The sequence below is a fragment of the Micromonospora sp. NPDC048930 genome (genome assembly GCF_043197935.1).
In the GTDB taxonomy this organism is placed as follows: Bacteria; Actinomycetota; Actinomycetes; order Mycobacteriales; family Micromonosporaceae; genus Micromonospora.
Genome location: NZ_JBICUB010000006.1, coordinates 32,378 through 53,929 on the forward strand (window position 1 = coordinate 32,378; position 21,552 = coordinate 53,929).

At 75.3% G+C, this 21,552-nt stretch carries 18 protein-coding genes; 12 read left to right on the forward strand and 6 right to left on the reverse strand.

The features are described from left to right. Nucleotides 1-78 precede the first annotated feature (78 nt). The 4 genes from ACGFI9_RS17140 to ACGFI9_RS17155 all read left to right on the forward strand — a co-directional run bounded on the left by ACGFI9_RS17140 (nucleotide 79) and on the right by ACGFI9_RS17155 (nucleotide 4,616). Nucleotides 79-1,500, forward strand: a complete 1,422-nt coding sequence (locus tag ACGFI9_RS17140; protein ID WP_393178939.1) for an NYN domain-containing protein — start codon at nucleotides 79-81, stop codon at nucleotides 1,498-1,500. 236 nt (nucleotides 1,501-1,736) lie between these two features. Next, entirely contained in the window at nucleotides 1,737-1,955 is a 219-nt protein-coding gene (locus tag ACGFI9_RS17145; protein ID WP_393178940.1) for a hypothetical protein, read from the forward strand. A 280-nt stretch (nucleotides 1,956-2,235) separates the two neighbouring features. Beyond that, entirely contained in the window at nucleotides 2,236-3,495 is a 1,260-nt protein-coding gene (locus ACGFI9_RS17150) for a M48 family metallopeptidase (protein WP_393178941.1), read from the forward strand. Further along, on the forward strand, nucleotides 3,492-4,616 hold the full coding sequence (locus ACGFI9_RS17155; protein WP_393178942.1) for a glycosyltransferase family 4 protein: 1,125 nt from the start codon (nucleotides 3,492-3,494) through the stop codon (nucleotides 4,614-4,616). Before ACGFI9_RS17150 ends, ACGFI9_RS17155 begins: the two co-directional genes overlap by 4 nt. A 157-nt stretch (nucleotides 4,617-4,773) precedes the next feature. On the opposite strand, the gene ACGFI9_RS17160 is transcribed toward ACGFI9_RS17155, so the two are convergent. Then, complete coding sequence (locus ACGFI9_RS17160) at nucleotides 4,774-6,891, reverse strand: MMPL family transporter (RefSeq protein ID WP_393178943.1); 2,118 nt, start codon at nucleotides 6,889-6,891, stop codon at nucleotides 4,774-4,776. A 168-nt stretch (nucleotides 6,892-7,059) separates the two neighbouring features. Here ACGFI9_RS17160 and ACGFI9_RS17165 point away from each other — a divergent pair, with 168 nt between their 5' ends. Beyond that, nucleotides 7,060-8,373 (forward strand): sensor histidine kinase, encoded by a 1,314-nt coding sequence (locus ACGFI9_RS17165; protein WP_393178944.1) that lies wholly within the window; start codon nucleotides 7,060-7,062, stop codon nucleotides 8,371-8,373. Next, entirely contained in the window at nucleotides 8,325-8,999 is a 675-nt protein-coding gene (locus ACGFI9_RS17170) for a LuxR C-terminal-related transcriptional regulator (RefSeq protein WP_393178945.1), read from the forward strand. Before ACGFI9_RS17165 ends, ACGFI9_RS17170 begins: the two co-directional genes overlap by 49 nt. 16 nt (nucleotides 9,000-9,015) lie before the next feature. Here ACGFI9_RS17170 and ACGFI9_RS17175 read toward each other — a convergent pair whose 3' ends face one another. The 5 genes from ACGFI9_RS17175 to ACGFI9_RS17195 form a co-directional block, all read right to left on the reverse strand. Further along, on the reverse strand, nucleotides 9,016-10,680 hold the full coding sequence (locus tag ACGFI9_RS17175; RefSeq protein ID WP_393179347.1) for a putative bifunctional diguanylate cyclase/phosphodiesterase: 1,665 nt from the start codon (nucleotides 10,678-10,680) through the stop codon (nucleotides 9,016-9,018). An 82-nt stretch (nucleotides 10,681-10,762) separates the two neighbouring features. Then, nucleotides 10,763-11,575 carry an SAM-dependent methyltransferase gene (locus ACGFI9_RS17180; RefSeq protein WP_393178946.1) on the reverse strand — a complete coding sequence of 271 codons (813 nt, stop codon included), beginning with the start codon at nucleotides 11,573-11,575 and terminating at the stop codon, nucleotides 10,763-10,765. Nucleotides 11,576-11,770: 195 nt separating this feature from the next. Then, complete coding sequence (locus tag ACGFI9_RS17185) at nucleotides 11,771-12,439, reverse strand: response regulator transcription factor (RefSeq protein ID WP_007072219.1); 669 nt, start codon at nucleotides 12,437-12,439, stop codon at nucleotides 11,771-11,773. A 7-nt stretch (nucleotides 12,440-12,446) separates the two neighbouring features. Beyond that, a complete protein-coding gene (locus ACGFI9_RS17190) occupies nucleotides 12,447-14,141 on the reverse strand; it encodes a GAF domain-containing sensor histidine kinase (protein WP_393178947.1) in 1,695 nt (564 codons plus the stop codon). A 14-nt stretch (nucleotides 14,142-14,155) separates the two neighbouring features. Then, nucleotides 14,156-15,952 carry an AMP-dependent synthetase/ligase gene (locus ACGFI9_RS17195; RefSeq protein WP_393178948.1) on the reverse strand — a complete coding sequence of 599 codons (1,797 nt, stop codon included), beginning with the start codon at nucleotides 15,950-15,952 and terminating at the stop codon, nucleotides 14,156-14,158. Nucleotides 15,953-16,159: 207 nt separating this feature from the next. Between ACGFI9_RS17195 and ACGFI9_RS17200 the strand changes: the two genes are divergently transcribed. The 6 genes from ACGFI9_RS17200 to ACGFI9_RS17225 all read left to right on the forward strand — a co-directional run bounded on the left by ACGFI9_RS17200 (nucleotide 16,160) and on the right by ACGFI9_RS17225 (nucleotide 21,546). Then, nucleotides 16,160-16,615, forward strand: a complete 456-nt coding sequence (locus tag ACGFI9_RS17200) for an SRPBCC family protein (protein ID WP_393178949.1) — start codon at nucleotides 16,160-16,162, stop codon at nucleotides 16,613-16,615. Between the two features lie 41 nt (nucleotides 16,616-16,656). Then, on the forward strand, nucleotides 16,657-17,388 hold the full coding sequence (locus tag ACGFI9_RS17205; RefSeq protein WP_393178950.1) for a hypothetical protein: 732 nt from the start codon (nucleotides 16,657-16,659) through the stop codon (nucleotides 17,386-17,388). A gap of 64 nt (nucleotides 17,389-17,452) precedes the next feature. Next, on the forward strand, nucleotides 17,453-18,409 hold the full coding sequence (locus tag ACGFI9_RS17210) for an ROK family glucokinase (RefSeq protein WP_393178951.1): 957 nt from the start codon (nucleotides 17,453-17,455) through the stop codon (nucleotides 18,407-18,409). Continuing rightward, the gene (locus ACGFI9_RS17215; protein WP_393178952.1) at nucleotides 18,406-19,122 is read left to right on the forward strand and encodes an endonuclease/exonuclease/phosphatase family protein; all 717 of its coding nucleotides are present in this window, start codon (nucleotides 18,406-18,408) and stop codon (nucleotides 19,120-19,122) included. Before ACGFI9_RS17210 ends, ACGFI9_RS17215 begins: the two co-directional genes overlap by 4 nt. 102 nt (nucleotides 19,123-19,224) lie before the next feature. Further along, nucleotides 19,225-20,628: a flavin-containing monooxygenase gene (locus ACGFI9_RS17220; RefSeq protein ID WP_393178953.1), complete on the forward strand. Its 1,404-nt coding sequence runs from the start codon at nucleotides 19,225-19,227 to the stop codon at nucleotides 20,626-20,628. A gap of 93 nt (nucleotides 20,629-20,721) precedes the next feature. Then, nucleotides 20,722-21,546: an alpha/beta hydrolase gene (locus ACGFI9_RS17225; protein WP_393178954.1), complete on the forward strand. Its 825-nt coding sequence runs from the start codon at nucleotides 20,722-20,724 to the stop codon at nucleotides 21,544-21,546. The last annotated feature ends 6 nt before the right edge of the window (nucleotides 21,547-21,552 follow it).

The window sequence follows — 21,552 nt, forward strand, 5'->3', positions numbered from 1 at the left end:
CGTCACCACGGAGGGTAGGATGAGAGATCGGCTCACTCACCGGGCGGTGGGCCCGTTCGGGGTGGGAGACTTGACCACATGCCCCTCACCGAGCCGCACGACGACCACTTCTCCGAGGAGGAGTCGGTGGTCGCCGCGCACGTTGCCGGTGAGGCCCCGGACACCCCCGGCCCGGAGAGCGAGACCGCGCCCGAGCCCGAGCCGAGCCTGCCCGAGCCGGTCCGGCAGCGGATCGTGGCGCTGACCGCCGCCGTGCTGCCTGGCCTGCCCGCCGACGAGGTGCCGGTCCCGCTGCGCCGGGTCGCCAAGTTCGCCCCCAACCGGCGCGCCCGGCTCGGCGCCCCGGCCATCGCCGCCCAGCTCACCGCCGACCCGCTGTTCCGGCAGCGGGTCACCGCCCGGGTGCTGGCCGACGCCGGCGACCTGGGCGCGGCCGTGGTGGAGGGGACCGCTCCGGCCGCCGCCGACCCGGTCGAGGTGGCCGCCCTGGCCTACCTGGCCCGGCCCCGGGGCTGGCGGGAGCTGATCGAGGCGAGCGGCGCCGCGGTGCGGGCCGAGGCGGACAGCGCGGTCGTGGCCGAGCTGGTCCGGGAGGCCGAGCAGCGGGCCACCCGCGCCGAGCACGACCGGGCGGTGGCCCGGGTCGAGGCGGAGAAGCTCCGCGACGAGCTGGCCCGGGTCCGGGAGGAGCTGGGGCAGCTGCGCGAGGAGGCGCGGCAGCTCGCCCGTACCCTCCGGGAGACCCAGGCCCGGGAGCGCAAGGCCACCGAGATGCTCGCCACCGAGCGCGGCCGGGCCGCCCGGGCGGCGGCCGACGCCGACGCCGAGCTGCGCCGCGCGCGGGCCCGGCTGGCCGAGGCGGAGGCCGCCGCGGGGGTGGCCCGGGCCAGCGCCAAGGAGGCCCGCTCGGTCGACGACGCGAAGCTGTGGCTGCTGCTGGAGACCATCGGGCAGGCCGCGGTCGGGCTGCGCCGGGAGTTGGCCCTCGATCCGGTCGACCGGATGCCCGCCGACTTCGTCGCTGACGCCTTCGCCGACCAGTCGGCCACCACCCAGGCCGGGGCGGCCGCCCGCGCCCGGGACACCGACGACCCGGCCCGGCTGGACCAGCTCCTCGCCCTGCCCAAGGCGCACCTGGTGGTGGACGGCTACAACGTCACCAAGCGGGGCTTCGGCGAGATGTCCCTCGAACAGCAGCGCAAGCGGCTGATCAGCGGGCTGGGCGGGATCGCCGCGCAGACCGGGGACGAGGTCACCGTGGTCTTCGACGGCGCCGAGCGGATCCACGGGCTGCCGCCCACGCCGCGCGGCGTACGGGTGCTCTTCTCGCGCAAGGGGGAGACCGCCGACGAGCTGATCCGCCGGCTGGTCCGGGCCGAGCCCGCGGGCCGGCCAGTGGTGGTGGTCTCCTCCGACCGGGAGGTCGCCGACGGGGTACGCCGACACGGCGCCTACCCGCTGGGCGCGGACTCGCTGCTGCGCCGGCTCGCCCGTTCCTGACCCGCCGCGCCTCTGCCGGTGCCCTGCCGGCGCGTGATCGACCCCGGATCGGCGACGTGGCGGGATCGAAGGTGTTCGGATCGCGCCACTTCGGCGAACTGGTGGCCGGATGATCGGGTTGGCGGGAGCTCCTGCCTCGTTGTCCGGTTCTGTCGTACCCGCCGCCTAGCGTCGTGGTGACCGACGGTGGTGGCCCCTGTCCCGACCGCCACCGGCGACCGCGTCAGGAGGCGTTGATGCTCATCGACTGCGACACCTGCGGGATCCGCGGCGCCGGCTGCTCCGGCTGCCTGGTGACCGCGCTGCTCGACCCCGGCTCGCCGGCGGCCGGCCTCGGCCCCGCCGAGCACCGGGCGATCGAGGTGTTCGCCCGCGCCGGCTTCGAGGTGGAGGTGCTGCCGCCGCCGTCCACCCGGCCCGCCCGTCGGCCGGCCCGCCGTCGCCGCGTCGCCTGAGGCCCGGCCCCGCCGCCCGCCGCCGGGTCGCCCGACCCCCGCATCGGCCGTCGGCCGTCTGCCACCCGCCCGCCGGCCGCGCCCATTGATCAACTCGGTTTGCGGCATCCCGGGGTGGCCCGCGGCGGAGAGACCACGCCTTCCACAGCCCGGGCAGATCGTCGCGCCATTCCGCCCGCTCCGGAGTCGATCACCCATCGGCCGTCCCGGGCAATAAGATGGGCGCTCACGGCGGGAGGAGCGGGATGAAACGGGTACGGCGCGACGGCGGGACACGGCGGTGAGCCCGCGCGGCTGGGCGCTGCTGACCCTGGCCGGGCTGGCCATCGCCCTGGTCGTCGCCGGCGCGCTGCTGATCCCGTGGCACCGGCCGCCGGCACCGCGCGCCGACCAGGTGGCCGCGCTGCGCTCCCTCCCGGTCGAGCAGGTCGCCCGGGGTCGGGCGTTCCACGGCGCGCTGCGCCCGGCCGCCTGGTCGGCGCTCGCCGTCGGCCTGGTGGTCGCGCTGCTGCTCGGGGTCACCCCGGCCGGCGCCCGGCTGGTGGCGCTCGCCGGCCGGCCCTTCGGCGACCACTGGATCGCCCAGGCGGTGCTCGGCGGGCTGGCCGTGCTGCTCCTCGCCGACCTGCTCACCCTGCCCTTCGCCGCCTGGCGGCAGACCGTGCTCACCCGGTACGGCCTCAGCACCCAGGGCTGGGGCGGCTGGGCGGTGGACCTGCTCAAGTCGTACGCGGTCAGCGCGGTCATCGGCGCGATCGTGCTGCTCGGCTTCTACTCGGTGGTCCGGCTCGCCCCGCGCTGGTGGTGGGCGTTCGGCGCGGCCGGCGCCGCCCTGCTGGTGGTGCTGCTCTCCTTCGTGCTGCCGGTGCTGGTCGAGCCGGTGTTCAACAAGTTCACCCCGATGGAGCCCGGCCCGCTGCGCACCGAGCTGATGAGCATCGCCGCCCGGGACGGCGTGCCGGTCCGTGACGTGCTGGTGGCCGACGCCTCCCGGCGGACCCGGGCGGTCAACGCGTACGTCTCGGGGCTGGGGCCGACCCGGCGGGTGGTGGTCTACGACACCCTGCTGCGCGAGGCCACCCCGGCGGAGGTGACCAGCGTCGTGGCGCACGAGCTGGGGCACGCCAAGGACCGGGACGTGTGGACCGGCACCCTCATCGGGGCGCTCGGCGCGGCCGTCGCGGTGGTGGCCCTCTACCTGATCGGCTCCTGGACGCCACTGCTGCGCCTGGCCGGGGTGGACTCCATCGCCCAGCCCGTCGCGTTCCCGCTGCTGATCGCCCTGGTCACCGTCGCCGGGCTGGTGGCCACCCCGGTGCAGGCCCTGGTGTCGCGGCGGGTCGAGGCCCGGGCCGACGCGCACGCGCTCGCCCTGACCGGCGACCCGGTCACCTTCGAGGCGATGCAGCGCCGCCTGGCCGGGGTGAACCTGGCCGATCCCGACCCGCCCCGCTGGGAGTACCTCTGGTCGGCGTCCCACCCGTCCACCGTGGAGCGGATGGCCGCCGCCCGCGCCTACGCCAGGGAGATCGGCAGATGAGCCGCACCTTGCTGATCACCAACGACTTCCCGCCCCGTCCCGGCGGCATCCAGTCCTTCGTGCACCACCTCGCCGTGCGCCAGCCCGCCGGCTCCGTGGTGGTCTACGCGTCCAGCTGGCGGGGCGCGGCCAAGTTCGACGCCGACCAGCCGTTCGAGGTGATCCGGGAGCGCACCAAGGTGCTGCTGCCCACCCCGCTGGTCGCCCGCCGCGCGGCGCGGCTGGCCCGGGCGTACGACTGCGACACGGTGTGGTTCGGCGCGGCGGCCCCGCTCGGGCTGCTGGCGGCGGGGCTGCGCCGGCGGGCCGGGATCCGGCGGGCGGTGGCGCTCACCCACGGCCACGAGGTCGGCTGGGCGGCGCTGCCCGGCGCCCGGTCCGCGCTGCGGCGGATCGGCCGGGGCGTGGACGTCACCACCTACCTCGGCGAGTACACCCGGGTCCGGCTGGCCCGGGTGCTGGACGGGGTGACCGAGCTGCGCCGGCTCGCGCCCGGCGTCGACGTGGACACCTACCACCCGTCCGTGGACGGCGAACGGGTGCGGCTGCGGCTGGGGCTCGCCGACCGGCCGGTGGTGGTCTGCGTGTCCCGGCTGGTGCCCCGCAAGGGGCAGGACATGCTCATCCGGGCGATGCCGGAGATCCGGCGCCGGGTCCCGGACGCGGCGCTGCTGATCGTGGGCGGCGGGCCGTACCGGGCGACGCTGGAGAAGCTGGCCCGGCAGACCGGCGTGGAGCGGGACGTGGTGTTCACCGGCTCGGTGCCGTCGGCGGAGCTGCCCGCCCACTACGCCGCCGGTGACGTGTACGCCATGCCCTGCCGGACCCGTAACCGGGGGCTGGACGTCGAGGGCCTGGGCATCGTCTACCTGGAGGCCAGCGCGACCGGGCTGCCGGTGGTGGCCGGCGACTCCGGCGGCGCGCCGGACGCCGTCCGCGAGGGGGAGACCGGGTACGTGGTCCGGGGCCGGGACGTGGCCCAGCTCGCCGACCGGGTGGCCACCCTGCTCGCGGACCGGGACCTGGCCCGCCAGCTCGGCGCGGCCGGCCGGGCCTGGGTGGAGAAGGAGTGGCGCTGGGAGACCCAGGCCGATCGGATGGCCGCCCTCCTCGCCGGCTGACCCACCCCCGCCGCCCGCGCCCCCGCCCGCGCCGGCCGCGCCCGCGCCGGCGAGGCCGGCAAGACCACGCTCCAATCGGGATGTAGTGGCCTCGACGGCACGCCGAGGCCACTACATCCACGATCGAGCGCGTTCTTCGCGGGCCCGGCGCCGGCCGTCAGGTCCGGGCCAGGGCCGGCTCGGGCGCGGGCGGCGGGGCCGGCTGGGCCGTCCGGCGGGACAGCCGGCCCGGCCACCAGGTACGGGTGCCCAGGTCCAGGGTCAGCGCCGGGATCAGCAGGCTGCGGACCAGGAGCGTGTCGAGCAGGATGCCGACCGCCACGATGACCCCCATCTGCACCGACGGCACCAGCGGCAGCACCAGCAGCGCGCCGAAGGTGGCCGCGAGCACCACGCCGGCGCTGGTGATCACGCCCCCGGTGACCGTCAGCGCGCGCAGCACGCCCGGCCGGTGCCCGATCAGCCCGACCTCCTCCCGGGCCCGGGTCATCAGGAAGATGGTGTAGTCCACCCCGAGCGCCACCAGGAACAGGAACGCCTGCAACGGGACCCCGACGAACAGCGCGGGGTGGCCCAGCGCGTCGAGCAGCAGGCCGGCGGCGCCCATCGCGGCCGCGTACGACAGCACCACGCTCGCCATCAGCAGCAGCGGTGCGACCAGCGAGCGCAGCAGCAGCACCAGGATCACCAGGACGACGGCGAGCACCAGCGGGATGACCACCCGGTCGTCCCGGTCCACGGTGCGCCGCTCGTCCAGCAGGGTCGCCGTCCGGCCACCGACCAGGGCCTGCGCGCCGGGCACCGCGTGCACCGCGGTACGCAGCCGGGTCACCGTGTCGCGGGCGGCGTCGCTGTCCGGGGCGGCGGCGAGGACCGCCGGGACGCGGACCCACCGGCCGTCCGGCGACGGTTCCGGGGCGCCCACCTCGGCGACGCCGGGCACCGCACGGGCGGCGGCCACCACCTGACCGGCCGAGCCGGCGGTGGCCAGGATCTCGGCCGGCGCCGCCGAGCCGCCCGGGTAGTGGGCCGCGATCAGCCGCTGCCCGGTGACCGAGCCGACCTCGGTGGTGAAGGACTCGTCGTCGGGCAGGCCGAGGCTGAGGTTGCCGATGCCGAAGGTCAGCGCGACCAGGACGGCGGCGGTGCCGACCCAGACCGCGCGGGGCCGGGCGGCGACCAGGCCGGCGATCCGGCGCCAGACGCCGTGGTCGGCGGCCCGGTCCCGGGGGCCCGCGTCGGGGGTGTACCGGGGCACGAACGGCCAGAACAGCCACCGGCCGCACAGCACCAGCACCGCCGGCAGCAGGGTGGTCATGGCGAGCAGCGCCGCGCCGATGCCGACCGCGCCGACCGGGCCCAGGCCGCGGGTGGCGGGCAGGTCCGCCGCGAGCAGGCAGAGCAGTCCGATGGCGACGGTCGCCGCCGAGGCGCACACCGCGCCGTACGAGCGGCGCAGCGCCACCGCCATCGCGGCGTGCCGGTCCGGGTGCCGGCGCAGCTCCTCCCGGTAGCGGGCGATGAGCAGCAGGGCGTAGTCCACGCCGACGCCGAAGACCAGCACGGTGAGGATGGTCTGGCTCTGGAAGTCGACGGCCAGCCCGGCGTGCTTCGCCAGCAGGTAGACCACGCCGCCGGCGAGCTGGTTGGCGACCCCGACCGCGATCAGCGGGATCAGCCACAGCACCGGGCTGCGGTAGGTGACCAGCAGGAGCAGGGCGACGGTGGCCGCGGTCGCCAGCAGCAGCGCCCCGTCCATTCCCTCGAACGCGTCGAAGACGTCGTGCTCGGCGGCAGCGTCGCCGGTCAGCGCGGTCCGCAGGCCGGGTGGCGCGCCGTCGGCCAGCCGGTCCTTGAGCGCGGCGACCGCCTCGGCACGCCGGTCGTCGTCCGTGCTGACCGGGAGGGACAGCAGCAGGGCCCGGCCGTCGCCGCTGGGCACCGGCGGCGACACCACGCCGCCGTCGGCGTACGCGGTGAAGGCGGCGCGGTCGGCGTCGACCCGGGCCCGGTCGGCCGCGGTGAGGCCGGCGTCGCGGACGTAGACGGCGATCGCCAGCTGCCGCCGCGACCCCGGGAAGGCGGCCTCGGCCCGCCGTACGGCCTGGCTGCTCTCGGCGCCCGCCGGCAGCGCGCCGAGCGTGCTGTTGTCCTGCACCTCGCCGAGCCGCAGCGCGAGCGGACCGGCGACCGCGAGCAGCGCCAGCCAGAGCAGGAGGACCGCGTACTTGCCGCGGCGGCCGGACGGCAGGCCGGCCAGTCGTTGCGGGGACATCCCGAGTTCCTTTCGTCAGGTGGGCCGGGGGAGCCGCCGCCGGCCGGACGCCGGACCCGCGGCCATCGCAGCCGATCCTTCGGGCGTACGGGCCCGGGGTCAGGGGTCCCACCCCGCCGACCGCGGGTGGTGCCAGCACCACCGATTCCATGGCGGCGGTACCGGAGAATGGGGCCCGTGAACGGCTCGGTACGCGGACAGCTCCGCCAGTGGCTGCGCCCCGGCGCGGTCACCGTCGCGCAGGGGCTGCTGATCGCCCTGCTGTCGCTGACCACGCACGTGGCGCTCTTCGTGCTGTCGGTGGTGTCCCTGGCCCTCATCCCGGTCTTCGGGGTCGGGTTCGCGCTGTTCCCGGTGGCCACCGCGCTGGTACGCCCGGCCACCGGGCTGCACCGCCGGCTCGCCGGCTGGTCCGGGGTGGAGCTGGCCACGCCGTACCGGCCGGTGCCGGCCGGCGCGCAGTTCGGCACCTGGCGGCGGTTCCGCTGGGTGGTGACCGACCCGGCCACCTGGCGGGACCTGTCCTGGCTGCTGCCCGGCGCGGTCACCGGCGGGGTCTGCCTGGCCGCGTTCGTGCTGCCGCTGTACGGCCTGGAGGGTGTCCTCGGGCTGCCGCTGGTGCTGCACGCCCTCGACGTCGGGTACGGCTACGGCCCGTTCTGGCCGATCGGCAACCTCCTCCAGGCGTTGCTCTGCTTCCCGCTGGGGGCGCTCATCCTGGTCGGCGGGCTCGCCGCCGGCCGCTGGCTGGTCTGGCTGCACGTCACCTTCGCCGGGTTCTTCCTGCCGCCGACCCGGACCGCCGAGCTGGCGCTGCGGGTCCGCCAGCTCACCGTCACCCGGGCCGAGACGGTGGACGCCCAGGCGGCGGAGCTGCGCCGAATCGAACGGGACCTGCACGACGGGGCGCAGGCCCGGCTGGTCGCGTTGAGCATGAGCATCGGCCTGGCCGAGCAGCTCGTGCAGCGGGACCCGGAGGCGGTCCGGCGGCTGCTCGCCGAGGCCCGGGAGACCAGCGGGCAGGCCCTGGCCGAGCTGCGCGGGCTGGTCCGCGGCATCCACCCGCCGGTGCTCGCCGAGCGCGGCCTCGACGGCGCGGTACGGGCGCTGGCGCTGGCCGTGCCGCTGCCGGTGGAGGTGACGGTCGACCTGCCGGGCCGCCCGCTGGCGCCGGTGGAGTCGGCGGCGTACTTCGCGGTGGCGGAGGGGCTGGCGAACGTGACCAAGCACAGCGCGGCGACCCGGGCCTGGATCCGGCTCGACCACGCCGACGGGCGACTGACCATCGTGGTCGGTGACGACGGCCGGGGCGGCGCCGACCCGGCGGCAGGCAGCGGCCTGGCCGGTGTCGGACGCCGCCTCGCGGCCTTCGATGGAACGATGGTGGTGTCCAGTCCGGCCGGTGGGCCGACCGTCGTCACCATGGAGTTGCCGTGCGAGTTGTCATCGCCGAGGACCTCGCCCTCCTCCGGGACGGGCTGATCCGCATCCTGGAGGCGTTCGACTTCGAGGTGGTCGCCGCCGTCGACAACGGGCCGTCCGTGCTGCCCGCGCTGACCGCGCACCGCCCGGACGTGGCGGTGGTCGACGTCCGGCTGCCGCCCACCTTCACCGACGAGGGGCTGCAGGCCGCCATCCGGGCCCGGGCCGAGCTGCCCGGGCTGCCGATCCTCGTGCTGTCCCAGCACGTCGAGCAGCTGTACGCCCGGGAGCTGCTCTCCGACCGCCTCGGCGGGGTCGGCTACCTGCTCAAGGACCGGGTGTCCCACGTGGACCAGTTCGTCGACGCGGTGCGCCGGGTGGCCGGCGGCGGCACGGTGATGGACCCGGAGGTGGTGGCCCAGCTGCTGGCCAGCCGGGGCGGGACGGAGCCGCTGGCGGAGCTGACCGCCCGGGAGCGGGAGGTGCTGGGCCTGATGGCCGAGGGCCGGTCGAACGCGGCGATCGCCGCCCGGCTCTTCGTCACCGAGAAGGCGGTCAGCAAGCACATCAACAACATCTTCAGCAAGCTGCGGCTGCCGCCGTCCAACGACGACAACCGGCGGGTGCTGGCGGTGCTGGCGTACCTGGACGGGGAGGACGGCCGCCGGCCGCGGGCCCGGGCCTGACTGGCCGGGCGGCCGGTCAGACCGTGGTGCCGGAGAGGGCGGGGGAGCGGCCGAGGTGCTGCGCCGCCGGCCCGGGCCGGCCGAAGTGCCAGCCCTGCGCCGCGTCGCAGCCGATCGCCCGCAGCCGCTCGGCCTGCTCGGCGGTCTCCACGCCCTCGGCGGTCACCGTCACCTTCAGCGCGTGGGCCAGTGACACCAGCGCGGCGAGGATCTGCTCGTCGGTGCGGCTGGCCGGGTCGCGCAGCCCGGTCACGAACTCGCCGGCCACCTTCAGCTCGGTCACCGGCAGCCCGCGCAGGTACGCCAGGTTGCAGTAGCCGGTGCCGAAGTCGTCGATGGCGATCCGGACGCCAAGGTCGGCGAGGACGCGCAGCGCGCGTACCGGCTCCTCGGCGGTGCTCATCATGGTGCTCTCGGTGATCTCCAGCTGGAGCCGCCCGGGTGGCAGGCCGGTGCGCCGCAGCAGCTCGCGCACCTCGTCCACCAGCCCCGGCCGGCGAACCTGCTGCACCGCCAGGTTCACGCTGACGAACGGGGGGTCGCCGGACGGGTCGGTCCACCGCCGCGCCTCCCGGCACGCCTCGGCCAGCACCCAGGCGCCCAGCCGGACGATCAGCCCGGTCTCCTCGGCGAGCCCGATGAAGCTGTCCGGCCGGAGCACGCCCAGCTCCGGGTGGCGCCAGCGGACCAGCGCCTCCATGCCGAGCACCCGGCCGTCCCGCAGCGAGGTGAGCGGCTGGTAGTCGAGGTAGAACTCGCCCCGGTCCAGGGCGGCCGGGATGGCCGCGGAGAGGGCGTACCGGGCCAGCTCCCGGCGGTTGCGGTCGGCGTCGAAGACCGACCAGCGGGCCCCGCCGGCCGCCTTGGCCCAGTGCAGGGTGCTGTCGGCGGCCCGCATCAGCTCCATCGGCGAGGTGCCGGCCGCCGGCCGCTCCACGATGCCGATGCTGGCCGAGACGGTCAGCTCGTGTCCCTCGACCAGGGCCGGCTCGCTGACCGCGGCGAGCGCCCGCTCGGCGACCTCGACCACGTCGTCGGTGCAGGCGGTGCGCTCGACCAGGATGACGAACTCGTCGCCGCCGAGCCGGGCCACCAGGTGCTCGCCGAGCGCCCGGCGCAGCCGCTGCGCCACGGAGACCAGCAGCAGGTCACCGATCTGGTGGCCGAGGCTGTCGTTCACCACCTTGAACCGGTCCAGGTCGAGGAAGCAGACCCCGACCCGGTCGGCCGCGTCGATGGCCGCGGCGAGCCGCTCGGTGAACAGGGTGCGGTTGGGCAGGTCGGTCAGCGGGTCGTGGGTGGCCTGGTGCCGGAAGCGGGCCTCGCTCTCCCGCAGCGCCCGTTCGGCCTGCGCCCGGGCCATCATCGCGGCTCGCCGGATGGACTCCTGCTCGTCCAGGGTGCGGTCCCGCAGGGCGCGGGCGTACCCGGTGGCCACGGTGGCGAGCAGCCGGGCCATCCGGTCCTCCACGTCCTCGGCGAGCAGGCCGAGGTCGCGGACCAGGCGGAGCTGGATCACCTCGATGGTGCGGCCCAGTCCTTCGGCGGAGGCGATGTGCGCCTGCACCAGCTCCGCGCCGACCTGCTGCCCGATCCGCAGGTCGAACGGCTCCGACTGGATCGCCACCGCCAGCCGCTCGGTGAGCCGCTGGAGCAGCGCCTCCAACTGCGCCTGCGTCATCGGCAGGTAGCTGGTCCCCGAGACCGCCTTGGCCCAGGCCCGGGCGAAGGTGCTCGGGCAGGAGCGGACCGCGCCGGCCGGCTCACCCACCGAGCCGCCCGACGCCGCCGATGAAGACCGCCTTCGCGGCGTCCTCCGCCTGCTCCGGGGACTCCGGCCGCCACTGCGGCACCCAGACCACGCCCGGCTCGACCAGCTCGAAGCCGGCGAAGAGCGCGGTCAGCTCGGCCCGGCTGCGGATCCACAGCTGGCTGTCGGTCCGGCGGTAGACCCGCTCGGCCTCCGCCCGCTCGCCCGTCTCGCCGCGGCCGTCGTCGCTGGCCTGCGACAGCACCAGGTAGCTGCCGGGCGCCAGCGCCGTCCGCAGAGTACGCAGGATCTCGTCCGGCCGGTCGGTGTCCGGGATGAAGTGCAGCACCGCCACGATCATCACGGCCACCGGCTGGGAGAGGTCCAGCAGCTTGGTGACCTCGGGATGCTGGAGGATGGCCGCCGGCCGGCGCAGGTCCTCCTGGATCACCGTGGCCCGGTCGTTGCCGGCCAGGATCTCCCGGCTGTGCGCGACGGCGACCGGGTCGACATCGACGTAGACCACCCGGCACTCCGGGTCGATCCGCTGGGCGATCTCGTGCACGTTGCCCACGGTCGGGATGCCGGAGCCGATGTCGAGGAACTGGCGTACCCCCGCCTCGGCGAGGAACTGCACCGCCCGGCGCAGGAAGGCCCGGTTGGCCTGGGCCATCAGCGGGGCCTCGGGCACCGCCTCCACCATGGCCCGGGCGGCCGCCCGGTCGGCCGCGAAGTTGTGCGAGCCGCCGAGGTAGTAGTCGTACATGCGGGCGACGCTGGGGCGCTCGATGTCGATCGTGTCAGGTGCCCAGTCCGGTCGCTGCATGCCCCTGCCCCTTTGTGTCAACGACGCGCGGGATCACGCTCGCGCGGTCACCCGGGTATTCTGCCCGCCCGTCCTCGCGGTGCAAAGACCACCGTCACTGCGCGGTCGGCCGCTCACCGTACGCGGTCGGCCCGGCCCGGAACGTCGCCAGAAGGCCCGCGTCCGGTCCCGGACGCGGGCCTGTCGCGTACGCCGTCAGAACTTGGGGGCGTCGGGGGCCTCGAGCAGGCCCAGCCGCAGCGCGGTCATCAGGGCCTGGGCGCGGTTGGCCGCGCCCAGCTTCTCGTAGAGCTTCGAGATGTGCGTCTTGGCCGTCGACTCGCTGACGAACAGCTGCTTGGCGATGCCGGCGACGCTCATGCCGTCGGCGAGCAGCCGCAGCACCTGGCCCTCGCGCGGGGAGAGCTGCGGGCCGGACGGGGCCAGCCGGCGCTTCATCGCCTCGGCCAGGTCGGCCGCGGTGAACGCGCTGGGCGAGGAGGCGGCGTGCCGGGCGGCGGCCACCACCTCGTCGGCCGGGGCGGTCTTCGGCACGAACGCGCTCGCCCCCGCCTCGAGGGCACCGAAGAGCTGGTCGTCGCCGGCGTACATGGTGAGCACGACGATGCCCATCGACGCGCTGGACTTGCGCAGGGCGCGGGTGGCCTCCAGGCCACTGCCGTCGGGCAGCCGCAGGTCCATGATCACCACGTCCGGCTGCAGCGCGCCGGCCTGGCGGACGCCCTCCGCGGCCGTGGCGGCCTCGCCCACGACCTCGAACTGCCGGTCCCGCTCGAAGGCGTGCCGCAGCCCCTTGCGGATCAGGTCGTGATCGTCGACAAGGAGAACCTTGGTACGGGTGGCCGGTGTCGGACTAGTGGTCATCCTCGGGTTACTCCCCTTCTGCTGCCGCGGCACTGCCGCGCACCTTATCGCGCCGGGGTGAGGAGCCGAGTACCACCGCCACGGTCGTGCCGCTGGGTTGCCGCGGCCTGATCTCCAACCGGCCCCGGATACGTTCCGCCCTCTCCGCCATGATCGCAAGACCATAGTGCCCGTCCGGGCGCTGGTCACCGATGCCGTGACCGTCATCCGACACTTCGATCTGCGCGTACGGCGGGTCCACCTCACAGGTGACCCACAGATTAGCCGCCCCGGCGTGCTTGCGCGCGTTGGTGACCGCCTCCTGGGCGATGCGCAGCAGCTCCGCCTCGGTGGCGGCGGGCAGCCGGGCGGTGGACTCGTCCAGGGACAGGTGCACCCGCAGCCCGCCGGACGCGCCGACGGTGCGCGCGTACTCGGCGATCGCGGCGGCCAGGCCGCCGTGCCGGTCCACCTCGCTGCGCAGCTCGAACAGGCTGAGCCGCAGCTCGGTGATCACCCGGGTGACCTCCTGGCGCAGGGTGCGCAGCGAGTCGGCGGTCTCCTCGGCGTCGTCGTGCACGGTGGCCAGGGCGTTGTCGATGCCGTACCCGACCATCACCAGCTCCTGGGCGACCCCGTCGTGGATCTCCCGGGCCAGCCGCTGCCGCTCCTCGTTGGTGGCCAGCGACCGCACCTCGTCGAAGAGCAGGGCGGCCTCCAGCCGCAGCGCCGCCGGCCCGGTCAGCGCGGTCACCCGGGACATCACCGGCGGCGGGTACGCGTGCGGGGTGTCCGCCTCGATCACCACCAGGCCGACCGTCCGTACCCCGGCGACCAGCGGCACGATCAGCGACGACACCTCACCGGAGTGCTGCGAGCGGGCCTGCGAGCGGGTCGAGGTCTGCGGCTGCTGGCTGGCCCAGGCGTCGGCGATGGCCGAGTCCGCGTCGAGCGTGGTCTCCCAGTCCACCCGGTCCACGCCGATCTGGGCGAGCACCACCAGCCGGCCGCCGCCGGAGGCGGACAGCACCGCGCCCCGGTCGGTCTTCGCCACCGCCCGCAGCTCCTCCAGCAGGTGTTCCGAGATACCGCCCGGGTCCAGGGTGGCGCCGGGCAGCTGGCGGGCGACCGTGCGCAGCTGGGTGAGCAGCCGGGTGGCCTCCGCGTACGGCTGGGGCTTGCCCTCCCCGCGCACCCGCACCACCCGCTGGAACGTGCCGGCGGTGAAGAGGCCGAGGCCGGCCAGGATCAACCACTGCGCGCAGACCGCCAGGTAGCCGAGCTGGCCGAGCTGCCGTCCGCCGTCGACCTCGGTGAAGGCCGCGCTGACCAGCAGGGTGGCCGCCGCCACCGCCAGCAGCGCGGCCCCCTCGCGGTACTTGCGGCGCAGCGCCGTCACGGTCACCGGCACGGCCAGGTACGGCAGCACCGCCGAGGCGCCCAGCCCGCCGGTCACCCCGGTCAGGTGGGTGTCGGCGGCGACCTGGCTGGCGGCCAGCCCGAGGACCACCACCTCGGCGAAGCGGCTGAGCAGCCCGAGCAGCCGGTGCTGCGGGGCCAGCACGGCCGGCAGCCCGGCGACGCCCAGCAGGGCGATCCACCAGAGCTGGGCCGGCTCGCCGGTGGCGAACAAGGTCAGGGCGGCGACCAGCGCGAGGAGGACCAGGCGCGCGGCAGCGGCGAGCGGCTGGGTCTGCGGCTGGCTGGTTGTGGAGGCGGGCACGTGACGGATGGTAGTCAGCCCCGGTAGATGTCGGCGATCTCCGCCGCGTACGTCTTGTGCACGACCTGCCGCTTGACCTTCAGCGAGGGGGTCAGCTCGCCGGTGGCCTCGGTGAAGTCCTGCGGCAGGATCCGGAACACCTTGATCGCCTCGGCCTTGGAGACCGACCGGTTGGCCTGGTCGATCGCGGCCTGGATCTCGGTCCGCAGCGTCTCGTCGTCACGCAGGTCGGCGACGGGGGTGCCGGCCGGCCTGCCGTGCGCGGCCAGCCACTTCGGCAGCGCCTCCTCGTCGATGGTGACCAGGGCCGCGATGAACGGCTGCCGGTCGCCGACCACCAGGCACTGGCTGACCAGCGGGTGGGCCCGGACCTGGTCCTCCAGCACCGCCGGCGCGACGTTCTTGCCGCCGGCGGTCACGATGATCTCCTTCTTCCGGCCGGTGATGCTCAGGTAGCCGTCCGGGTCGAGCCGGCCGAGGTCACCGGTGCGGAACCAGCCGTCGGCGAGCGCCTCGGCGGTGGCCGCCTCGTTGTGCCAGTAGCGCCCGAAGACGATCTCGCCGGAGATCAGGATCTCGCCGTCGTCCGCGATCCGGATGGTGACCCCGGGCAGCGGGCGGCCCACCGTGCCGACCCGGGTGTGGCCGGGCAGGTTCGCGGCGGCGGCGGGGGAGGTCTCGGTGAGGCCGTAGCCCTCGCAGATGGTCACCCCGACGCCCCGGAAGAAGTGCCCGAGCCGCGCGCCGAGCGGGGCGCCGCCGGAGATCGCGTCCCGGCACCGGCCGCCCATCGCGGCCCGCAGCTTGCCGTAGACCAGCTTGTCGAAGAGCGCGTGCTGGGCGCGCAGCACCAGGCCGGGCCCGGCGGGGGTCTCCAGCGCCTCGCTGTACGCGATCGCGACCTTCTCGGCCCGGTCGAAGATCCCGCCCTTGCCCTCCGCCTCGGCCTTCTGCCGGGCACCGTTGTAGACCTTCTCGAAGACCCGGGGCACGGAGAGCACGAAGGTGGGCTTGAAGTCCTGGAGCTCGGCGACCAGGTTCTTGGTGTCCGCGCAGTGCGCCATGGTGGCCCGGGCCTGCACCACGCCGATCTGGATGAGCCGGGCGAAGGCGTGCGCGAGCGGCAGGAAGAGCAGGGTGGACGCGCCCGGGCGGAACAGGTTCGGCAGCACCGGCACCGCGTTGGCGATGTCGGCGTACATGTTGCGGTGGGTGAGCACGCAGCCCTTGGGGCGGCCGGTGGTGCCACTGGTGTAGATGATGGTGGCGATGTCGTCGGCGTGCAGCGAGCTGCGCCGTACCTCGACGTCGGCCGGGTCGACCGACTCGCCGGCGGCGACCAGCTGGTCCACCGCGCCGAGCTCGATCTGCCACACCTCGCGCAGCTCGGGCAGCCGGTCGCGTACCCCGGCGACCAGGGCGGCGTGCCCGGTGGTCTCCACCACGGCGGCGACCGCGCCGGAGTCGGCGAGGATCCAGGCCGCCTGCTCGGCGCTGGAGGTCTCGTAGATCGGCACGGTGACCGCGCCGGCGGCCCAGATGGCGTAGTCGAGCAGCGTCCACTCGTAGCGGGTGCGGCTCATCAGGGCGACCCGGTCGCCGGGGGAGATGCCGGCCGCGACCAGGCCGCGGGCCACCGCGACCACCTCGTCGCGGAACTGCCGGCAGGTGACGTCGGACCAGCCGCCGTCGCCGGTGCGCCGGGCGAACTGCACGGTGTCGGGGGCGACCTCGGCGTTGTCCCAGACCGGGTCGGTCAGGTTGGCCGCGTCGCCGACGGTGACGATCGGCGGGACGGAGAACTCGCGCACCTGCACTCCCTCGGGCTCGCACTGGCCGGGCCGGCCGTGGGTCGGCTCTGTCGAAACCTACCCGCTGGTTCGGTGGGGTGAGCCAGGGAGGTTGCCCGCCCGGTTGGTGGGACACGCCGGAAACCCCGCGGTGACCGCCGGGGTTCCGCGGCGACCGGGCGGGGTGGGAGCCACGCGGCGGTGGCGGGCGCCGGGTAGCCTCCCCCCATGGCGGACTCCTCCACCCAGTCGATCATCATCGCCGCGTCACCGGACCGGGTGGCGGCCGTCATCTGCGACTTCCCCCGCTATCCGGAGTGGGCCGACGCGGTGCGGCAGGCGGAGGTGATCGAGGAGTACGAGGACGGCTACGCCAGCCAGGTCCGGTTCGCCATCGACGCCGGCGTGATGGCCGACGAGTACGTGCTGGCCTACGAGTACGCCGAGGACATCTCCCGGATCGAGTGGCACCTGGTGGCGCCCTCGAAGATGCAGAAGTCCCAGCGCGGGTCGTACGACCTGGAGGGCAACGCGGACGGGACCACCACGGTGACCTACACCCTCGAGGTGGAGCTCTCCGTGGGCATGCTCGGCATGTTTCGCCGCAAGGCCGAGAAAATGATCATGGATGCGGCGTTGAAGCAGCTCAAGCGCCGGGTAGAAGCATCCGGTGCGGCCCACTGACCCGACCGTCGAACCGGTCGTCACGGTAGAGGAGCCGACCCATGGGCACCACTGATCCGGGTTCGGCCCGGGAAGAGGCCGAGCGCCTCGTCGCCATGCTGCTGGCCAGCGCCCGGCTGGCCGCCGCGTCGCCCGGGGCGGGGCCCTGGGGTCCGCTCGGTGGGATCCTGTCGGGTGTCCTCGGTCACACCCCCGGCGGGGACGGTGCCGGCGGCCGGGGGACCGCCGCTGGCGGCGGCGCCGCGACCGGCGCGGGTTTCGCCACCGGATCGCCGGAATGCTGTGTCTGCCCGGTCTGTCGCGGTATCGCGGCGTTGCGGGATCCGAGTCCGGAATTCGCCGAGCGACTCGCCACCGGCGCCGGCGATCTGGCCGCCGGGGTGGCCAGCCTGCTGCGCGCGTTCGCCCCGACCGAGCCCGCCGCGCCGGCCGGTGCGAGCACCGGCGGCTCCGACGGGGCGGACGCCGGGAACCCGACCGGAGACCACGTGTGGCGCGAGGCGACCCGTACCGGGCATGATTCTCAGCCGGCACCCGAGCAGGACGTGTGGTCCGCCGCCACCCGGGGGGAGGGCGCGACCGATCCGGGTGCCGCCGACGGCTCCAGGTCGTGGCGTGGCGACAGACGCGCCGAGCCGGAGTCGTCGCAGCCCGCCGATGCCGCCGGGCCGGCTGCGCCGGTGACGACCCGGCCGCCGGCTGCCCGTCCCGTGGTGCCCGCCTCGCGGGTCTCCGGCGAAGTGGGCGGGGACGCACCAGGCGACGAGGCCTGACCACCGGTCATCCCGGCAGCGCACGGCCGGTTCGGCCGGTGCCGGGCAGCACAGCAGAGGGGAGTTGGCAGCGGTGACGCTGACCATCGGAGTCGACGTCGGTGGCACGAAGGTGGCCGGCGGTGTCGTGGACGACACCGGCAAGGTTCTCGTGCAGACGCGACGGGACACCCCCGCCGACGACGTGGCCAAGACCCGCGACGTCATCATCGAGCTGGTCACCGAGCTGGCCACCGGCCGTACCGTCGTGGGGGTCGGCATCGGCGCGGCCGGCTGGATCGACGCTACCCGCTCCACCGTCCTCTTCGCCCCGAACCTGGCCTGGCGGGACGAGCCGCTGCGCGAGTACGTCAGCAACGCCACCGGCCTGCCGGTGATCGTGGAGAACGACGCGAACGTGGCCGCCTGGGCGGAGTTCCGCTACGGCGCGGCCCGGGCCGCCGACGACTCGATGGTCATGTTCACCATCGGCACCGGCGTCGGCGGGGGCATCGTGCTCGGCGGGGAACTGCTCCGCGGGGCCAACGGCATCGCGGCCGAGCTGGGGCACATGCTCACCGTCCCGGACGGCCACCAGTGCGGTTGCGGCCGGCTGGGCTGCATCGAGCAGTACGCCAGCGGCAGCGCCCTGGTCCGCTTCGCCCGCGCCGCCGCCCGCCAGGAGCCGCACCGGGCCACCGCCCTGCTGGAGCTGGCCGGCGGCGAGGCCGAGGCGATCACCGGACCGATGGTGACCGCCGCGGCGAAGGGCGGGGACCCCGTCTCCGCGGAGGCGTTCGCCCAGGTCGGCCGCTGGCTCGGCACCAGCATGGCGGACATGGCGCAGATCCTCGACCCGCAGGTGCTGGTCGTCGGCGGTGGGGTGATCGACGCCGGTGAGCTGCTGATGGGCCCGGCCCGCCGGTCGTACCGGGAGGCCCTCGCCCAGCGCAGCCGGCTCCCGGTGGCCGAGATCCGCCCCGCGGAGCTGGGCAACAGCGCCGGGGTCATCGGCGCCGCCGACCTCGCCCGGCGCCTGTGAGCGCGGCCGGAGCCGCCGGCGCCGGGGTGCCGCTGCGGGTGGTGTCGTACAACATCCACAGCCAGCGCGACGACACGGCCGCGCTGGCCGAGGTGGTCCGCGCCGCCGAGCCCGACGTGGTGATCGTCCAGGAGGGGCCGCGGCGGTTCCGGTGGCGGCAGAAGTGCGCCTCGCTGGCCGACTCGTTCGGCCTGGTGGTGGCCGCCGGCGGCCTGCCGTCGCTGGGCAACCTGCTGCTCACCAGCCTGCGGGTGCGGGTGCGGGACACCCGCTGCCAGCGCTACCCGCTGACCCCCGGACGGCACCTGCGGGGCGCCGCGTACGCCGAGTGCCTGGTGGGTGGGAGCCGGTTCCTGCTGGCCGGCTCCCACCTCTCCACCGACCCGGCGGAGCGACCGGCCCAGGCGGCGGCGTTCAAGCGGGAACTGGCCGCCGCGACGGTGCCGGTGATCGCCGGGGCCGACCTCAACGAGGGGCCGGACGGGGCGGCGTGGCGGACCGTCGCGGCGGGACTCACCGACGCCGCGGTCGCCGCCGACCGGGCGGACCGGCACACCTACTCGTGCGCCAACCCGCACCGGCGCATCGACGCCCTGTTCGTGGACCCCCGGATCACCGTCGTGGACTACGACGTGGTCGACACCCCGCGGACCCGCCGGGCCAGCGACCACTTCCCGGTCCTGGTCGACCTGCTGCTCCCCGCCGCCGGCTGAGTCACCGTCCGCCACGCCCCGGTGGGGCTGGACAACGGCGGGCGTTCTCGGCAGGATTTCGCACCGACCCGGCACGCGTGCCGCACAAAGGAGATGTCCCCGGTGTCCTCCTCCACCGACCTCGGCCGCCCCGATCCGGACACGACGGTCGCCCTGACCCGGGACGGCCGCCCGGTCTCCGATCGGGGCGACACCGTCTGCGTCATCGGGGCCGGGGCCAGCGGCCTCACCGCCGTGAAGAACCTTCGCGAGCACGGCTTCGGGGTCGACTGCTACGAGCGGGAGACCGGCGTCGGCGGCGCCTGGAACTGGCGGCACGACCGCAGCCCGGTGTACGCCAGCACCCACCTGATCTCGTCCCGGCCGTTCACCCAGTTCCCCGACTTCCCGATGCCGGACGACTGGCCGGACTACCCGCACCACGCCCAGCTGCTGTCCTACTTCGAGCGCTACGCCGACCACTTCGACCTGCGCCAGCACATCTGGTTCGGCACCGAGGTGGTCCGGGTGGAGCCGGTCGAGGGCGACCGCTGGGACGTCACCACCCGCAGCACCGGCGGGTACGGCCCGGAGCGCACCTCCCGGTACGCGGCCGTGGTGCTGGCCAACGGGCACAACTGGTCGCCGAAGCTGCCCCGGTACGAGGGGCTGGAGCAGTTCCGGGGCGAGGTCATGCACGCCTCGTCCTACAAGGACCCGGCGCAGCTGCGCGGCAAGCGGGTGCTGGTCGTCGGCGCCGGCAACACCGGCTGCGACATCGCGGTCGAGGCGGCCCAGCAGGCGTCCCGCTGCTGGCACTCCACCCGCCGCGGCTACTGGTACGCCCCGAAGTACGTCCTCGGCCGCCCCGCCGACCAGGTCAACGACACCCTGCTCGCGCTGCGGGTGCCGCTGCGGGTCCGGCAGTGGCTCTACCACTGGACGCTCCGGCTGACGGTCGGCGACCTGACCCGGTTCGGCCTGCCGAAGCCCGACCACCGGGTGTACGAGACCCACCCGATCGCCAACAGCCAGCTCGTCTACTACGTCGGCCACGGCCGGATCACGCCGGTGCCGGACGTGGCCCGGTTCCACGACCGCACGGTGGAGCTGACCGACGGGCGGCAGATCGACCCGGAGCTGGTCGTCTTCGCCACCGGCTACCTGCCGCGGTTCGAGTTCCTCGAGGGGCGGGTGCTCGGCGACGAGGAGGGCTCCGGTCGGCCCCGGCTCTGGCTCAACGCCTTCACCGCGGGCCACCCCACCCTCGCGGTGGTGGGCCTGGTGCAGCCGGACTCCGGGATCTTCACCATCTCGCACTGGCAGAGCGTGCTCTTCGCCCGGTTGCTCGCCCTGCGTACCAGTCGGCCGGACCGGGCCGCCGCCTTCGGTCGCAAGGTCGCCGCCGGCCTCGGCGAGCGGTACTCGGCCAAGGTCAAGGACAGCACCCGGCACTGGTTCGAGGTCGGGCACGCCGACTACCTGCGCGCGCTCCAGCGCGCCCTCTACGACCTGGAGGGCAAGTGAACGAGGCGCGTCCCACGGACGGAATGGCGGCACGGTGAGCGCGAGGAGTGCAGCGGAGCGGAGCCCCGCAGTCGCGAACGAAAGGGCAGCACAGTGAGCGGGGAGCGGGTGCGGGTCGTCCGGGCGTGGGAGTGGGCCCGGCCGGAGCGCCCGGCCCGCCGCGAGGTGCTGGCCGTGGTGCCCGAGCTGGAGCAGGCGAAGCCGCCGCTGCTCTTCGTGCCCGGCTTCGGGCACGGGGCGTGGGCGTTCGCCGAGCACTGGCTGGACCACGCCGCCTCCCGCGGCTTCCCCGCGTACGCGCTGAGCCTGCGCGGGCACGGCGGCAGCGAGCCGGCGCCGGACGCGACGCTGCGGGCGTACACCCATGACGTGGTCCAGGTGGCGGCGGGGCTGCCGCGGCAGGCGGTGCTGGTGGGGCACGGCGCCGGCGCCCGGGTGGTGGCGCACGCCCTGGCCCGCTACCCGGCCCGGGCGGCGGTGCTGGTGGCGCCGGTGCTCGGCGGCTGGGGGACGTTCGGCACCGCGCTGCGGCGCAATCCGCTCGGCACCCTGCCGGCGATCTTCGGCGCCGGCCTGCGGCTCAGCCGCCGGCAGCTGTTCAGCCGGGAGCTGCCCGACGCCGAGGCCCGCCGGCACGTCTCCCGGCTGGGCCGGGCCAGCCGTCGGGCGCAGTGGCAGCTGCTCACCGGCCGGGAGCCGGAGCCGGCGGTGGGTGGCCCGCCGGTGCTGGTGCTGGGCAGCCCGGACGACCGGGTCGTGTCGCCGGCCGCGCTGACCCGGGCCGCCCGCCGGTACGCCTCGGCCCCGCTGCTCTTCCCGGGCATGGGCCACGACCTGATGCTCGACGCCCGCTGGCAGGAGCCGATCGACGCGATCCTGGACTGGCTGGAGAAGGACCCGGCGCCGGCGCTCGGCTGAGCGCCG

Coding starts and splice junctions, on each gene's coding strand:
- ACGFI9_RS17155 (WP_393178942.1), top strand. CDS start 3,492: ATGAGCCGCACCTTGCTGATCACCAACGACTTCCCGCCCCGTCCCGGC.
- ACGFI9_RS17140 (WP_393178939.1), top strand. CDS start 79: ATGCCCCTCACCGAGCCGCACGACGACCACTTCTCCGAGGAGGAGTCG.
- ACGFI9_RS17160 (WP_393178943.1), bottom strand. CDS start 6,891: ATGTCCCCGCAACGACTGGCCGGCCTGCCGTCCGGCCGCCGCGGCAAG.
- ACGFI9_RS17175 (WP_393179347.1), bottom strand. CDS start 10,680: ATGACGCAGGCGCAGTTGGAGGCGCTGCTCCAGCGGCTCACCGAGCGG.
- ACGFI9_RS17165 (WP_393178944.1), top strand. CDS start 7,060: ATGGGGCCCGTGAACGGCTCGGTACGCGGACAGCTCCGCCAGTGGCTG.
- ACGFI9_RS17185 (WP_007072219.1), bottom strand. CDS start 12,439: ATGACCACTAGTCCGACACCGGCCACCCGTACCAAGGTTCTCCTTGTC.
- ACGFI9_RS17180 (WP_393178946.1), bottom strand. CDS start 11,575: ATGCAGCGACCGGACTGGGCACCTGACACGATCGACATCGAGCGCCCC.
- ACGFI9_RS17200 (WP_393178949.1), top strand. CDS start 16,160: ATGGCGGACTCCTCCACCCAGTCGATCATCATCGCCGCGTCACCGGAC.
- ACGFI9_RS17145 (WP_393178940.1), top strand. CDS start 1,737: ATGCTCATCGACTGCGACACCTGCGGGATCCGCGGCGCCGGCTGCTCC.
- ACGFI9_RS17205 (WP_393178950.1), top strand. CDS start 16,657: ATGGGCACCACTGATCCGGGTTCGGCCCGGGAAGAGGCCGAGCGCCTC.